Raw genomic sequence first — 16,265 nt, 5'->3', positions numbered from 1 at the left:
GAAAGGAAAAAGGAAAAAGGAAAAAGGAAAAAGGAAAAAGGAGGCATAGATGCTAGTTGAAGTTTTTCAGGGTATTCTTGTTGGGATTTTGGTTTTTCTTACTATAGTTGCGTGCCTAGGTGGGATTCTGGCGCCTATCCTTGAAGAAAATTTGGATGAAAACATTTGACCTGTTTTGCTAACGCCTGCTAGGAATTGGATTTTTAAAGCTAGTTCTATAGAGATCCGTTTTCCTAGCAGGTTTTTTTGTGATGAGGAAAGGTTGGGTGCGTTTCAAACACAAGAGAGGAGTGATGATAATAGGAACCTTTTCTTATGTTATACTCTGGTTTAGAGGCAATTAGTGGGCGCTTAGTTGGTTTTTTCTTGGGTTTTTAGTAGATCTAATTATGATTACATTTCTTCTTTTTATTTGTATCTCTTTTATTTTGGCGTTTTTGTGGGCGCCGTTGTTAATTAATATTCTTTATAAGTGTGATATTCGCCGCAGATCAAAGATTGAACTGGATAAAAAGGTTGAGAACCACGCCCAAAAGACAGGAACCCCAGTAATGGGTGGGGCATTAGTTGTTGTTACTGTTTTAGTTTTAAATTTAGTATTTAATTTTTCCTCGCAAGTTGGCATTGTTCTTCTTACTCTTTTACTTGGGGCAGTTTTGGGTGCTATTGACGATTTTTTTAATATTTTTGGTCATGATAAGGTTTCTCGTGCTGTGCGTAAGGGTATAACCCCTTTTGTATCTTTTTCCGATGTAACTTGGGGTCTTTACAAAATTGTTTTATTACCTTGGCAAGCGTTTAAAGAAGTTTTTCGAGCAATGGGTAGTTATCAGGGTGGTTTTAAAGCCCACGAAAAGTTTTTGCTTCAAACAATGTTAGGACTTTTTGTTGGCTTTTTTGTGTATTTTCAATTGGGTTTAAATTCAGTTTGGCTTCCACTGTTGGGAAGGCTTAGTGTTGGTATTTTTTACCCAATCTTAGTTACTTTTTTGCTGGTGTCCTATGCAAATGCATTTTCCATAACAGATGGTTTGGATGGGCTGTCGGGTGGTACTCATATTATTGCTTTCTTGGCATTGGGCGTTTTAGCATGTTATTTTGGGAAATTAGATTTAGCTCTTTTTTGCGCAACTGTAGTTGGCTCAGAGATGGCTTTTCTGTATTTTAATATTTTTCCGGCTCGAGTTGAGATGAGTGATATTGGTACCCTACCTTTAGGTATGGTTTACGCTCTGGTTGGGGTTTTATTGGGAAGAGAGCTGGCTATTCCAGTTATTGGCGGTGTTTTTACTTTAGAGGTTTTTTCCAGTTTTGTTCAGGTGTGGTCAGTTAAGTTAAGAGGAAAGAGAGTGTTTAAAATTGCGCCGATTCATCATCATTTTGAAGCTTTAGGTTGGCCGGAAACAAAAGTGACCATGCGGTTTTGGTTGTTTGCGGCAGTTGCAGCAGTGTTTGGCACCCTATTTGCTTTGCTTTAATTTAGAAAAAACTGTTTAGCCCTCGCTGTTCTTGCTTAGCTAACTTATACTAGGTAGGGGAGGGGTGTTAATTTTTTATGACTCGGTTATCCCTAAAAAAAGTTGATCCAATTTTATTTACTATTATTGTGGGATTACTTATCTTTGGCGTGCTAATGGTTTACGACGCTTCAGTTGTTTATGCTCACGATGTGTTTGGGGGAAGGTACCACTTCCTTCTTCGTCAGTTGTTTTGGGTAGTGTTGGGTGTTATAGCAGCTCTGCTTTCTTTTTTTTCTAGTGAGAAAACTTTACGGAAAATCTCTATTTTTATTTTTGGTTTTTCAATGGTTTCTCTTGTTTTTTTAGCTATTCCTAAGCTTTTTAGTTTTCCTCTCTATGATAAATTTGCTCCAGAAGTTAATGGTGCTCGTCGTTGGGTAATCCTAAACCCTCCGGATGTTATTCCTCCAGTTCCCCTTCTATCAAGAATTAGCTTCCAGCCAGCAGAGCTGGCAAAGCTGTCTCTTATTCTTTACTATGCAAATTGGTTTTCCAGTCTGTCTTCTCCTCGTCGGAGAAGAAGCTCTTTACTAACAGAAAGTACCGAATTACCGGGATTACTCACGGTATTGGCTCTCCTTGGGTTAGTTTGCTTTTTAGTCCTTTTACAACCTGATTTTGCCACAACAGCAATGATTGCCGTTATTGGGCTTTGGGTCTATTTTGTTGCTGGCGCTCCGTTACTTTTGCTACTTCTTAGTGGGTTAGCAGTTGCATTTGTTGGTGTGATTTTTATTTTTATTTCTCCTTACCGGCGACAACGATTGCTTACTTTTTTGGATCCTCACAAGGCAGATCCTCTTTCTGCTGGTTATCATCTACGCCAAGTGTTAATTGCGCTTGGTTCGGGGGGAGTGTTTGGCGTTGGTTTGGGTGAATCAAGACAGAAATATGGTTATTTGCCAGAGGCGGCAGCAGATTCGATTTTTGCAATTATTGGAGAGGAGTTAGGTTTTGTGGGGACATCAATTGTTATTTTAGCTTTTGCGCTTTTTCTTTGGCGTGCTTTTTATGTGGTGAGGGAAACTAAAAACTTATTTTATAAACTGGTGGCTGGTGGGGTCACAGGTTGGATTGGTGTTCAGGTTCTTGTTAATTTAGGAGCTATGACTGGGCTTATTCCTTTGACAGGTATTACCTTGCCGCTGGTTTCTTATGGTGGGTCTTCAATGATATTTTTAATGGCTGGTGTGGGAGTTTTGCTTCGAGCATCAACGGATATGAAATAATAATAATAAGGAGCTTATGAAGAAAAAGAAAGTAGTATTTACAGGTGGACATCACACTTCAGCAGTTGCTGTAATTGATGAGCTTAAAAAAAGCCAAGGTTTAGCAGATAAAGTTCAAATTTATTTTATTGGGCATCGTTATTCTATGCATCAGGAAGAAATTAGAAGTGCTGAGTATTGTGAGATTCGGGGGCGCGGAATACCGTTTTATAATCTACATGCAGGGAAACTTTATAAAACAGTTAATTTGTGGGAGTGGTTAAAGGTGCCTTATGGTTTTGTTCAAGCTTTGTGTATTCTTCTTCGCTTGCGCCCGAGTCTTATTTTTTCTTTTGGTGGTTATTTAGCTGCCCCAGTAGTTTTTGCTGGTTGGGTTTTGGGTATACCTTCGGTAACTCATGAGCAGACAGTAGTAGCGGGTTGGGCAAATAAATTTGCTGCTCGGTTTGCAGAAAAAATCTTTATCTCCTGGCCGCAATCGGGGAAGTTTTTCCCCCGCAAAAAGGTTACTTTTACTGGCTTACCCTTGCGGGAGGAAATTGTTGCTTTGGCGCAGAGCTCTGCCTGGAAAAGTTCTCCGAGAGAGGATCCGGTTTTGTATATTACAGGTGGCAAGCAAGGATCTCAAGTAATTAATCAAACAGTGGCAAATTGTTTGGAGGACCTTTTAAGTCAGTTTTTTATTTATCACCAGACTGGGTTTCTTGATTTTGCAGAATTTAAAAAACGCGCTGAAAAATTGCCTCCGGGTTTAGAAGGGCGATATATGGTTTCGGATTACTATAGTGAAAAGGAAGTTGCGGAAATCTATAAAAAAGCTATGGTGGTGGTGGGGCGTGCAGGTGCTCACACAACATATGAGTTAGCTGCGCTGGGCAAACCTGCAGTTTTGGTACCAATTCCATGGGCATCGCATAATGAACAGGAAAAGAATGCGCGCCTTTTAGAACAAGTGGGGTTAGCTAGGGTTTTGCCCCAAGATAAATTAAATAAGGAGCGTTTACTCCAGCTTTGCCTCAAACAAGCTTCTTTGGATGAAGCTAGGTTGAAGGAAATCCGAGATAATTCCCGTAAATTGGTAAGACTAGATGCTGCACAAAAAATTGTTGATGAACTTCGAGAATACTTGGGCTAGTTAGACTGGTGGCTGTGTTAGAATTGATTAGCAATGGGTATTACAACCGGAAAAGCTTGTTATAAATCACGCTACTTTGGACCAAGCTCCAAATCAAGAAGACCTAGGTATAAAAAAAATTTTCAAAAGAAACGTCGGTTGTTTAAACGATTTTTTGGAAGCAGATTTTTTCTTATCTTCTTTGGAATTGTTGGGTTTTCCCTTCTGTTATACATAATTTTTTGGTCCAACTTTTTTAGTGTTCAAAATATTGAGGTTATAGTAACGGCAGGAGGGCAAGAACTGGATGCTGAGGTTCTTACGCAAGAGGTAAGAAAAAGGTTTCTGGGCAAAAATTTGCTTTTTGTTTCTGCCAACAAATTTTTTTTCCTTTCTGAAGAGCCTGCTATTAAAGATTTTAGCCTCAAAAAGAACTGGCCCAATCAATTTGAGGTTTTGGTTACTAAGCGAGTTGGTAGAGCAGTTTTGTTGGATAGTAAGCAAAAGGAGTTTTTGGTGGATGAGGAAGGCGTGGTTTTTGCTCCAGTTAGTGATTCTGATCTTCTTGTAATTAGCTATCCATCTAAAAGTTTGGCTATTGGTGACAAGGTTCAGGGGCGTGCTATTCAGTTTGTGCTTGCCGTTCTATCTTCTTGTTCCGAAGCTGGGTTAGAAGTGGACTCAGTGCGAGCTGCTGGCAATGTGGTTGTGGAATTTATGGATGGTCCTCAAGTTTTACTGCCTTTAGAGAACAGTGCTATTACCAGGATGGTTACTATGGTTTCGCAATTTCGTTCAGAGGGAGAGCCTGTATCCAAAATTGATTTGAGGTTTAAGAACCCTGTGGTAGAATACAAAGAGTAACTAAGCAGGTTGTAAATTTTGAATTTTTAAATGCCTTTATGTTAGCTCGGTTTTGTTCTCTTTGATTTGTTATGGTTTATTTGGTGGTTGACCTTAGATTTTTATCCTGTTAAATTGAGTACAGCTTACTTATGGAGTAGTTAGTTTGCCTTTACTTTATTGTTCTCCTGGAAGCTGTTGGTGCTCCCTAACTTATAAACAAATGCCCAGAGAAAGAATTGTTACCGGAATAGATATAGGTTCTTCTAAAGTTTGTACTATTATTGCTTCAGTTTCTTCTGATTCTAGTATAGAACGTAGCCCAAAAGTTTCTATTATTGGTGTTTCTACTGTCCCTTCTAATGGGATAAGAAAGGGTGTGGTAGTAGATATAGATGAAGCTGTTGAATCTATTGCCCAGTCTTTGGAGGGTGCGGAGCGAATGGCAGGCTATGCAGTTTCTTCAGCGTATATATCAGTTGATGGTAAGCATATTTCCTCTCTTAACTCTCACGGAGTAGTAGCAGTAGCTAATCAAGAAGGTGAGATTACGGAGGGAGATGTTGCTCGGGTTACTGAAGCAGCGCAAGCAATTTCAATTCCTTCTTCGCGAGAAATAATTCATGTAATACCTTGCGATTTCATTGTTGATAATCAAGGAGAAATTCGTGACCCGGTGGGTATGAGCGGCGTCCGTTTAGAAGTAGAAACAAATATTATTTCTGGTGCTACTACTGTAATGCGTAATCTGGTCAAGTGTGTGCAACAAGTGGGAGTAGGGGTTTCTGATCTTGTATTTGAAGGTGTTGCATCTGCGGAATCTGTTCTTACTGATACTGAGAAGGAGTTGGGAACAATTCTAATTGATGTTGGAGGTGGGACTACGAGTGTTATTGTTTTTTCCGGGGGTAGTCCTGTTTTTGCTAAAGTTTTGCCTATTGGGGGCAGAAATATAACTAATGATTTGGCAGTTGGTCTGCGGGTGGGTTTGGAAGATGCAGAAGAAATAAAGCGTCGGCTTTCTGTTGAAGATTTATTTGCTGCTGATAGTTCGGAAAAGGATGCTGAAGAGGATGACGAATTAGATATCTCAGATTTAGGACTGGAGCAAAAAACAATTTCCAAAAAAATGGCTAGGAATATTATTGAAGCGCGCTTGCAAGAGATTTTTAAGATGGTGGGGAAAGAAATAAAGAGTAGCGAGTTGGAAGACAAACTTCCTGCTGGGTTGGTTGTTACTGGGGGCGCAGCACAAACCTCGGGTGCGCTAAAGGCGGCAAAGCGCGTTTTGGGCTACCCAGTTCGCTTGGGCGAGCCGCGCGGTGTTTCAGGACTTATTGATGAAATCGGGTCTCCGGAGTATGCTTCCGCTGTGGGTTTGGTTCTTTATGGTGCTTATTTTGCTCAAAGTGGTGGTTTTATGGCTGGGTTTGCTCCAGGGGAGAGTATTGGTGGTATTATTCAACGAGTGATATCCTGGATAAAAGGATTTCTACCTTAGACTAATTTATTTTTATGCAAATAAAACCTAAGATTGCACAAGCAGCAAAAATAAAAGTTTTGGGTGTTGGTGGTGGGGGTGGTAATGCACTGAACTCTATGGTTAATTTGCAAGATATACAAGGTGTAGAGTTTGTTGCAGTTAATACAGATGCTCAAGCTCTGGAGGTAAACAAAGCTCCGGTAAAAATTCAAATTGGGCAAAAGCTTACTGGTGGGTTGGGTTCTGGTGCAAATCCGGAAATTGGTCGGCAAGCTGCAGAAGAAAGCGAAGAGGAGATAAAGGAACACTTAAAAGGTTCTGATATGGTATTTATTACTGCGGGTATGGGTGGGGGGACGGGAACGGGTGGCGGTCCAGTTATTGCTAGAGTAGCAAAAGATGTTGGAGCTTTAACAGTGGGGGTAGTAACTAAACCCTTTGCTTTTGAGGGTGAAAAGAGAATGACTCAAGCTGAGGAAGGTGTTGTGAAGCTACGCAGCAAGGTTGATGCTTTAATTACTATTCCTAACCAGAAGCTCTTGGACGTAGTGGAAAGGAAAATGAGTATTTTGGAAGCGTTTAAGATTGCGGACAGTGTTTTGGGTCAGGGAGTGCAGGGGATCTCCGATCTAATTGTTGTTCCTGGGCTTATTAATGTGGACTTTGCTGATGTGAGGACTATTATGACCGAAGCTGGTTCAGCTCTGATGGGGATAGGGCGCGCAAGTGGAGAGGATAGGGCAAAGGTAGCAGCAAACAATGCTACTACCTCGCCTTTGCTGGAGGCTTCTATTGAAGGTGCAAGGGGGATCCTTTTCAATATTGTTGGCGGTAAAGATCTTAGTATGCACGAAGTAGATGAGGCAGCAAGGATAATTTCGGGTGAGGCACATCCGGATGCTGAAATTATTTTTGGTGCCACCATTGATGACCAAATGACAGATCAGATTAAAGTTACGGTAATTGCAACCGGATTTGAAAATGGTGTAAGAGAAACTTTTGATACCTTTTCAGAAGATAAGTTTGAGGAAGAGGAAAAACCAAAAATTGGTGCAGAGGATCGAGGAGAAGAGGACGAGTACGAGATCCCAGCTTTTCTTAGGAAAAAGTAGGAAACCAGTTGTGGAGCTCCACGGACAAGTCTGTGGCACCATTACGCTTCGTAGGGCGGAATCCTACGAAGCTTTACAACCCTTCGCCAAGGCTACGGGTTGTTACCCTGTCCTTACACACTTACCATCCACGACAAGTTGGGGTGGCTTTCTGCGAAGGAGGGTAAAATTACGTGAGCATCGAAATACAAAGATAGATTAGGTTAGGTTTAAGTTTTTTAGTGCTTGTTTGATTTTTGAATTATCCCCGCTGCCCCCGGGTCTTTTGCTTATCCAAGAAAAAAATATAATTTTTTTAGGCTATCCCAAATCGCAGCCTTATAGTTTTATAGATTACAGTAGAAACTTAATAGTTTAGGCAAATTTTTTATTTTTGATTCTGCTTATGCTGGAAACTGTATCTGGGAAGAGTTGCATTTGTAAATTTTGTGGGATACAAGATTCGAACTTTTATACTTTTGCTGTATTGACAGCTATTAATGGAAAGTGGTTTACGAGATGTTTTGAATAGTATATGATTAAAAGTGCGTCTTTAGATAGACGTTTTTTTCTGTTTTAGTAGTTAATTAGTTCCAATTTTGTTTTTTAGACAGTTAAAAGATAGGGTTGGGCTCTATGTCTGATAGTATTTCATAAACTAATGCCTGTCCAATCTCCAAAACAAGTTGAAAAAAGAGACGGCCGCTTGGTTTCATTTCAGCCAGAGAAAATTACAACTGCTATCTGGAAGGCGGCGCAGGCAATTGGTGGCGAAGACAAAGACCGTGCCAAGTATCTTTGCGACCGGGTGGTTGAACAATTAGCAGAGGAGTTTGGTCCCCAAGGTATTCCTACAGTTGAGGAAATTCAAGATATTGTTGAAGAAGTTTTAATTGAATATGGTCATGCAAAAACTGCCAAGGCATATATCCTCTATCGTGATCTCCACAATAGGATCCGCGATATCCGTACTTTAGTTGATGTTAATGAATTAATTGGTTCTTATTTAGATCGATCTGATTGGAAAGTCAAAGAAAACGCTAATATGGCGTTTTCTTTGCAAGGTTTAAATATTCATGTTTCTTCCGCTATGTCTGCCCGTTATTGGTTGAATACTATTTACTCTAAGAAAGCGAGAGACGCCCATACGCGGGGCGAAGCCCATATTCATGATCTTTATCTTTTGGCTCCTTATTGTTGCGGTTGGGATTTGAAGGATTTTTTGATTCGCGGTTTTGGTGGTGTGCGCGGTAAAATTGAGTCGCGCCCGCCTAAGCATTTTCGGGTGGCTTTGGGGCAGCTTGTTAATTTTCTTTATACTTTACAGGGCGAGGGTGCTGGTGCACAAGCTGTTTCTAATTTGGATACACTTATGTCACCCTTTATTCGTTACGATAATCTTTCCTACAAAGAGGTAAAGCAAGCAATGCAGGAGTTTATTTACAATATGAATGTTCCTACGCGGGTCGGGTTTCAGTGTGTTTCTGAAGATACAGAGATTCTAACTGCGGACGGATGGAAGGGCTATAGCGAAGTGGCGGAAGGCAGTATTATCAAAACTTACAATTTGGAAACAGGGGCAATTGAGCATCAGGAGGTTGATGAGATTTTTAAGAAGAAGTACCAAGGGAAAATGTATCGATTGCAGAACAGGATTCAGGACCAATTGATTTCTCCAGGCCATCGAGTAGTTAGGAGAAAATTTAATAGTGATCAGATGGTGTTGGAGCCTATCGAAGATGTTAAAAAATTGAAATCCCCTGCTATTGTTCCAGTTGCTGGTGAGAATAATTTCCCCGATGCGGATATCAGCGATGAACAAATCAAACTTATGGCCTGGATTGTTGCAGATGGGACTATTGAACGGCCTGGTGCCCACCGCTGTTCTTACAGGGTAAGTGTATATCAGTCTAAAATTAATAATCCAGATAATTATTGGGAGATAAAAGAACTTCTCGATCATTTTGATTTTGAATACTCAACTTATTCTACAGCTAGTTTAGGAGATGAGGTGGAGCGCTTCCGTTTGAATGCCGAAAGCTCTAGGGAAATTCATAAATGGTTCGGAACCAAAGAGGATGTTCATTTTATTCCTCAAAATTTATTAAGCTTTAGTAAGCGGCAGGCGCGCCTTTTTTTAGATACCTATCTTAAAGCAGATGGTTTTGAAGATTGTAAAATTGCAACTACTAATATAGATCTTTTAGATGGCCTGCAGGCTGTAGCTGTTAATGCTGGTTATGGCTTTACTGTGCTGAATAGGGGCGACACAGATATTGGTAATAAGGATGTGTATGTTCTGCGGCTTATCCGGCACCAAGAGACTTATATAAGCGATATTGAAGAAGTTGAATACGAGGGGGTTATTTGGTGTCCGCATACCAAGAATGAAACTATTATTGCCCGCAGAAAAGGTAAGGTATTTATTACAGGGAATACTCCTTTTACCAATGTGACTATGGATCTTAAGGTTCCTACTTATATGAAGGAGGAGGCGGTAATAATTGGTGGTAAGCCGCAAGATGATACTTATGGAGATTATCAGGAAGAAATGAATATGTTTAACAAGGCGTTTGCTGAAGTAATGATGGAGGGTGATGCGAAAGGACGAGTTTTTACTTTTCCTATCCCCACTTACAATATAACAGAGGATTTTGATTGGGATAATCCTACTTTGGATGCAGTATGGAGCATGACTGCAAAATACGGAATTCCCTATTTTTCTAATTTTATTAATTCAGATATGAATCCTGAAGATGCGCGGAGCATGTGTTGCCGGCTGCGCTTAGACAATCGTGAGTTGCGTAAGCGCGGGGGCGGTTTGTTTGGTGCTAATCCACTAACAGGTTCTATTGGTGTGTTTACCATTAATCTTTCACGTATTGGTTATTTAGCAAAAAATAAAGAAGAGATTTTTGAGCAATTGGAGGATCTAATGCAAATTGGGAGGGAAAGCCTAAAAGCAAAGCGGCGGGTAGTAGAAGAGTTTACGGAAAAAGGTCTTTATCCGTATTCTAGGTATTATTTAGATACTGTCAAGGAGCGCTACGGTGAGTATTGGCGAAACCACTTTAATACTATTGGTATTATTGGCGGTAATGAAATGTTATTGAATTTCCTTGGTAAGGGTTTTCGCAGGGAAGAAGCTCGGGAATTGCTGTTGGAAGTTTTGCGCTTTATGCAGAATCGCTTGGTTGAATTTCAAGCCAAAGACGACCAAATGTACAATTTGGAAGCAACACCTGCAGAGAGCACTTGTTATCGTTTGGCTAGGAAAGATAAAGAAATGTATAAAGATATAATTGTTGCTAATGAGGAAGATTACAAGAATAATGATGCAGCTCCGTACTATACCAATTCTACCCAACTTCCTGTGGGTTTTAATGGTGATGTTTTTGAAGCTTTAGAAATACAGGATCCGTTTCAAACAAGTTACACAGGTGGTACTGTGTTTCATACTTTTTTGGGGGAAAGAATGCCATCGGTAGAAGCAACAAAGAAATTAGTTCAGAGAATTGCCCAAAATTACAAACTCCCTTATTATACACTTACTCCAACTTTTAGCATTTGTCCTGAGCACGGTTACTTGAGGGGGGAGCATATTTTCTGTCCTGAATGCGAAAAGGCGTGTGAAGTTTACTCTCGTGTTGTGGGTTACCTTCGTCCCGTTAATCAGTGGAACGATGGTAAACAGGCAGAGTATTCGGATCGAAGAGAATTCGATGTTTGACAACTGCCCTTGCTGAAACTTGGCTTTGATGCATATCTGTGGCTTACAAAAAACAACCCTTCTTGATTTTCCAAATAGACTAGCTTGTACTGTGTTTACGCCCGGTTGCAATTTTCGTTGTCCTTTTTGCTATAACCGGGACATGGCTTTGGGTTCTGTTGATACTCCGGGTATATCAGAGAAAGACTTTTTTAAATTCTTAAAGAGTAGGGAAAATGTCTTGGATGGAGTAGTTATTTGTGGGGGCGAACCCACATTACAAAGTGACTTATTAGGGTTTTCAAAAAAAGTAAAGGATTTGGGATTTGAGGTAAAAATAGATACTAACGGTTCTCGTCCTAACATTTTGCAAACTCTTTTAGATGAGAATTTGCTTCAGTACGTTTCTCTAGATGTAAAGAATGTTTTAGAAGATAAATATTATTCCAAGGCGTGTGGGTTGGAGGATTGCAAATTTTTACCAATGGTAAAGAAAAGCATTAATCTTTTACTTAACTCCAACATTGAATTTGAGTTTCGAACTACAGTTGTTCCCACCATTCATGACCAAGAAAGTATTTTGAAACTTGCTCGGCAGCTGGGAACAATTGCAGAGAGTTTGGGTTCTTTGAATACTGTAAATTGGGTTTTGCAACCTTTTGAGCCCCACAACTGTTTGGACAGTTCTTTCAATGAGATAGAACCATTTGGGAAGAGTGAGATGCAAAAGTTCTTAGCTGCAGCTAAGAAGTTGCTTCCAAATACGAAATTGAGAGGAGTTTCCTAAGAGGAGGGAGATAATGTATAGCAAACCTAATAGTGGCTGGATAGAAGTTATTTGCGGTTGTATGTTTTGTGGAAAAACAGAGGAGCTGATACGTCGCGTGCGTCGAGCAGAAATTGCCAAAGAGACTGTGCAGGTTTTTAAGCCTCACATTGACAGCCGCTATTCGGAGAACGAAGTTGCTTCTCATAATGGCTTACAGTGGCAAGCGACAGCGGTCTGTAGCGTTCGTGAATTGAAGGAATTTATTGATGAGCAGGCAAGTGTGGTTGCTATTGATGAGGTTCAGTTCTTTGACAACGAGGCTGCGCTGATTTCTCTTTGTGAGGAGTTAGCTGATCGTGGGGTGCGAGTTGTTGTTGCTGGCTTGGATCTGGATTTTCGCGGTGAGCCTTTTGGCGCTATGCCTGAACTATTAGCGCGTGCGGAGGAAGTTACTAAATTGCACGCAATTTGTGTTAAATGTGGTGAATCTGCAACCCGGACACAGCGAATAATTGATGGCAAGCCAGCAGCTTACGATGATCCCATAATTTTAGTTGGTGGGCAAAAAGAAGGCTACGAGGCGCGTTGTCGGAGTTGCCACCAGGTATGTAAAACGTGAGAGGTCTTGTAGTAGCATCTGTAAGGCCGATCCCGGTGCTGGATCGGCCTTTATTTTTTATCTACTTTACAAATTATAAGCTAGTTTTTATTATTTCTTTATTCTAATGAAAAACATTCCAGAAACACCAAGTGAAATTGCTGAAAAAATATCAGAAGCTGATTTTGAAAATGCGCTCAGCGCTTATTGGGTTACCTCTGATTTTGCTAGTATTTCTCACCAACGCCTTTATGGTGGTATCCGCAATGCTGTTTTCCTAGTTAAAAGTTGTCGCGGGGATTTTGTGCTTACTATTTATAAGCTAGTACCAGATGCAGAGAACAATGTAAAAAGAAATTTAAGGATTTATATTTTTCTAAAGCCACAAGGTTTTTCTGTTCCAGAAGTGGTTCCAACAAAGGATGGAAATTTATTTGCAGCCAAACAAATTTTGGGTGCAGAACGCCTTGTTTCGCTTCATAAATATATTGGTGGTTTTAAAATTTTCCCTTATAGGAAAGATGACTTGGTTGCCATGGGCAAAATGCTTTCCAATTTGCATTCTTGTTTACGGACCTTTCCGGATCAGGGTATTTTGCGTAGCGTTCCTGAGGTTGTAGCAACGGAAAATTTTGCTGGTAACAATACTGTGTTGCATATGGATTTCGCTCGTGGAAACGTACTTTTTGAAGATCATGGAAATATATCTGTAGTGCTTGATTTTGAAGAAGCAATGTGGGGACCTCCTATTTTGGATATTTCCAAATCTTTAGCCATAATTTTAAAGGATAATAAAGAGGATTCTTTTGACTACATAAAAGAGAAATTTTTTGAGGGATATAGGCAGGGTGCCACCAAGCTAAAGGACCGAGATAAGTTAGAGTGGCTTGTCAAATATTTTTTCAAACGAGTAATTTAACCTTTGTTCCTTGTGTGTTTTAAGTGTGCTAGAGTAAATATGTATTGTCTGTTTTATGGCTGATCGAGCAATAATTGTTAGTGAAAATAAATTGGGGAATCTGCGAAAACAATTGCAGGAACGGGGAAAAAGGATTGTTTTTACCTGTGGGGCTTATGACCTTATTCATTCTGGTCAGACCCATTTTCTTGCTGAGGCTAGGACATGGGGAGATGTTTTGGTAGTTGGGATTTCTGACGATGAATCGAGAAGAGCGCTGAGGGGTGTAGGACACCCTTTAATTGATGAAGAAGGCAGAGCAGAAACTTTAAGTGCTCTGCGTCCTGTTGATTTTGTGGTTCCTGTAAATGAGCGGGAACTATTCTTTGCTCTTTCCGCGCTCCAACCTGATGTTTTTTATACTATTGGGGAAGATTGGAACTGTGGAATAAGAAGTAAGGATGAGCAAAAGTTAATCAAAGATTTTGGTGGTAACGTAGTGAAAGCCGAACGATTAGAACCCTTTATTTCAAGTTCAGATATTGTTGAGAAGATTGCTCAAAGTACCATTAGGCGAAATTTAAAAAGTTTTTTTGGTTCAGACTCCTTTGGCCAAAATGGTGAATCTCCACCCTACTTGGAGTTGGGGAGGCAGTATCCGCGCGACTTGTTAAGTTATGCTTATTTGGGCGAATTTGTGAGATGGGAGGAACTTCCTAGCTTGAGAAAAAAATTAAAATCACGGGGGAAAACAATTTCTTTTGTGAGTGGTTCTTATGATTTGGTACATGTTGGCCATGTCCGCTTTATTGAAAAAGCGAAAAGCTGGGGTGACCTTTTGGTGGTAGGTATTCCGTCGGATCAGGCAATTCGCAAATTGAAGGGGGCTTCCCGTCCTGTGGTAGGAGAATCTTCCCGGGCAGAGCTGCTTCGTTTTTTTCGTGCTGTTGATTATATAACTATTTTTCCTCAAACAACAGTGGAAAAAACGTTGGAGCTTTTAAAACCGGATATTTTTCAAACAGTAGAGGAGGGGTGGAATAATGGTTACAAGAATAGTCGGGAGTATAAAACTGTAACTGCTTATGGAGGGGAGGTGAAGTTGGTTTCTAGGCAAGCGCCATACGTTTCCTCACACGCATTGATAAACCGGGCAGCAGGTTTGAGAATAAAGGAAATATTCAAACAATGTTTAGATGCTACAAAAATAAACAATGACAGATAACAAAAATTTTGAGGATTATACCCCAGAATTACAAAAGAATGCCCGATTAGCTAAAGATTGGTATTCCCGTATTTGCGATAGTTTGGAAAAGTGCCCTTTTTGTAACCTGAAGTCAAAATACATTATCGCTAAAGAGCAGGGGTGGGCATTAACTGTTAATCTTTTTCCTTACATTGAAGGCCATCTCTTAATTATTCCCCAAAATCATATTGAATCGCATTTACAGATGAAGAGCGGTGATTGGGAATCAATTTCCAAACTACTAGTGTTAGCTGATTCTTTACTTGAGCAGGCTTTGGGTATTAATGGTTATAATTTAGTCTTACGGGAAGGGGAACATGGGGGTAAGAGTTTGGGTCATTTACACTTCCATCTTATCCCGTTCGAAGAAGGGCTGGTTTCTTGGAGTTATAGAAAAATTAGGGAATCCCCACAAGAGACTGCTCGCAAACTTCGAGAAAAGTTAGATGAGTGTCGATAATTATAAAATAAAATTTATGCGAGAGGCTTGTTTGCTTTGTGATAAGTCAAAGTGTCTCTATAAGGTTGGTTGTTTAGCAGTTTGTCACAGTAAGGTTGTTTTGACTGCTTTTAATGAAACATTGCCTGGGGAAAGGTATTGCCAGGGGGAGGAGTGTATTAGGCAGAGACTTGGACTAAGTGGAGGGGAGGAGATTGATAAGGTTTGTACTATTCACGCTGAGGCAAATCTGATTGCTAAAGCTGCGGCAAGGGGAATATCACTAAGAAATACTGATATTTATTTAACAACATTCCCTTGCTATATCTGTTCCAAAAGCCTGGTCCAAGCGCAGATTGGTAAACTTTTCTATATGTCAGATTACGCAGATAACGATGGGATGCGCTTCTTTGAGGCAGCAGGGATACCTGTAGTACAAATAGAAGAAGCGGTGGTTTGGAAAGATACCTTGTAGGCAAAGATTATTATTATGTAAGGCAAAATAGTTTTGGGCAGTAACAACTGTTATGTTTACCCATTGGCCAATTTATTTTAAAGACAGACTTTATATTGGAAATTTGGAAGCACCTGTTGCTATTTGTACCTTGTGGACTCCTAAGGAGCGTATAGCCCAAGGCTTGAAAAAAGATTCTTTTTGCGTTGCTGGACAACTCTACTCGGGACGGGGGCTCAACTTTATTGTTCGTAACCTTTTAGCAAAACCTTCTATTCAATATTTGGTGGTTTGTGGAAAATCTCTTACAGATTCAGATCAATTAATACTTGATTTTTTTGAAAGCGGTAAGGGACGGGATGATTATATTGATGAGGAAATTCCTTCTTCTACTTTGGGTAATCTTCGGGATTATATTAAAGTAATTGATTTGGTTGGAGATACAAATCCAGATGTGGTAAGAGACGTTATTTCTGGTTGCGATTCAAAGGATTATATTAGGGAACCCCAGACTTTTCCCGAACCAAAGTATTCGCAAAGTGGTAATTTTCCAACAGACTCTTCTGTGTTTGAAATTCGAGGAAATTATATTGGTGAAGTTTGGCTTTTCGCACTTAAGCATATTTTGAAATTTGGAATACCAGGAGAGCGGATTGGTGGATATGCGGTTCAGAGCATTCACAATTTGGCAGCTGTTATTCAGAAGGAGGATTCCCGAAGCCCCAAAGTATATCCTTTTTTTAATTTTGAACTTGCAGATATTGAAAATTATATTAAAAACTTTTTTAACCCGGTTTTGGGAGAGCATTCGTACAGTTACGGTGGGCGGTTGCAGAAATACAAGGGTGTTAATCAGATTAAAGTGATGAAAG

General features: G+C 40.1%; 13 protein-coding genes and 2 pseudogenes. All 15 read left to right on the top strand.

All coding sequences use genetic code 11. From position 1 onward, the window contains the following. The first annotated feature begins 389 nt into the window (after positions 1–389). On the top strand, positions 390–1,478 hold the full coding sequence (locus U9M98_01470) for a hypothetical protein (GenBank protein MEA2020365.1): 1,089 nt from the start codon (positions 390–392) through the stop codon (positions 1,476–1,478). Positions 1,479–1,555: 77 nt separating this feature from the next. Beyond that, the gene (locus U9M98_01465) at positions 1,556–2,749 is read left to right on the top strand and encodes a putative peptidoglycan glycosyltransferase FtsW (GenBank protein ID MEA2020364.1); all 1,194 of its coding nucleotides are present in this window, start codon (positions 1,556–1,558) and stop codon (positions 2,747–2,749) included. A gap of 16 nt (positions 2,750–2,765) precedes the next feature. Beyond that, entirely contained in the window at positions 2,766–3,884 is a 1,119-nt protein-coding gene (locus U9M98_01460) for a UDP-N-acetylglucosamine--N-acetylmuramyl-(pentapeptide) pyrophosphoryl-undecaprenol N-acetylglucosamine transferase (GenBank protein MEA2020363.1), read from the top strand. Positions 3,885–3,917: 33 nt separating this feature from the next. Continuing rightward, complete coding sequence (locus U9M98_01455; protein MEA2020362.1) at positions 3,918–4,727, top strand: cell division protein FtsQ/DivIB; 810 nt, start codon at positions 3,918–3,920, stop codon at positions 4,725–4,727. A gap of 202 nt (positions 4,728–4,929) precedes the next feature. After that, entirely contained in the window at positions 4,930–6,207 is a 1,278-nt protein-coding gene (ftsA, locus tag U9M98_01450; GenBank protein ID MEA2020361.1) for a cell division protein FtsA, read from the top strand. 14 nt (positions 6,208–6,221) lie between these two features. Beyond that, positions 6,222–7,301, top strand: a complete 1,080-nt coding sequence (gene ftsZ / locus U9M98_01445; protein MEA2020360.1) for a cell division protein FtsZ — start codon at positions 6,222–6,224, stop codon at positions 7,299–7,301. A gap of 640 nt (positions 7,302–7,941) precedes the next feature. Next, positions 7,942–8,751 (top strand): annotated as a pseudogene (gene nrdD / locus U9M98_01440) (anaerobic ribonucleoside-triphosphate reductase). 966 nt (positions 8,752–9,717) lie between these two features. Then, positions 9,718–11,010, top strand: a pseudogene (locus U9M98_01435) (ribonucleoside triphosphate reductase). A 28-nt stretch (positions 11,011–11,038) separates the two neighbouring features. Further along, positions 11,039–11,776 carry an anaerobic ribonucleoside-triphosphate reductase activating protein gene (locus U9M98_01430; GenBank protein MEA2020359.1) on the top strand — a complete coding sequence of 246 codons (738 nt, stop codon included), beginning with the start codon at positions 11,039–11,041 and terminating at the stop codon, positions 11,774–11,776. A gap of 13 nt (positions 11,777–11,789) precedes the next feature. Further along, positions 11,790–12,377, top strand: coding sequence for a thymidine kinase (locus U9M98_01425; GenBank protein MEA2020358.1), 588 nt, complete (start codon positions 11,790–11,792; stop codon positions 12,375–12,377). A 106-nt stretch (positions 12,378–12,483) separates the two neighbouring features. Further along, positions 12,484–13,275 (top strand): phosphotransferase, encoded by a 792-nt coding sequence (locus tag U9M98_01420; protein ID MEA2020357.1) that lies wholly within the window; start codon positions 12,484–12,486, stop codon positions 13,273–13,275. A gap of 55 nt (positions 13,276–13,330) precedes the next feature. Beyond that, positions 13,331–14,479 carry an adenylyltransferase/cytidyltransferase family protein gene (locus tag U9M98_01415; protein ID MEA2020356.1) on the top strand — a complete coding sequence of 383 codons (1,149 nt, stop codon included), beginning with the start codon at positions 13,331–13,333 and terminating at the stop codon, positions 14,477–14,479. After that, positions 14,469–14,960 (top strand): HIT family protein, encoded by a 492-nt coding sequence (locus tag U9M98_01410; protein ID MEA2020355.1) that lies wholly within the window; start codon positions 14,469–14,471, stop codon positions 14,958–14,960. The genes U9M98_01415 and U9M98_01410 overlap by 11 nt, the downstream gene beginning before the upstream one ends. Continuing rightward, entirely contained in the window at positions 14,947–15,414 is a 468-nt protein-coding gene (locus U9M98_01405; GenBank protein ID MEA2020354.1) for a deaminase, read from the top strand. Before U9M98_01410 ends, U9M98_01405 begins: the two co-directional genes overlap by 14 nt. Before the next feature lie 52 nt (positions 15,415–15,466). Beyond that, positions 15,467–16,265 (top strand): hypothetical protein (locus tag U9M98_01400; protein MEA2020353.1); only part of this gene is annotated, 799 nt, incomplete at its 3' end.

This window comes from Patescibacteria group bacterium, from assembly GCA_034659915.1.
In the GTDB taxonomy this organism is placed as follows: domain Bacteria; phylum Patescibacteriota; class WWE3; order JAUXAW01; family JAYEID01; genus JAYEID01.
The sequence above is the reverse complement of the archived record's forward strand: the minus strand, read 5'-3'. Positions and strand labels throughout refer to the sequence as shown.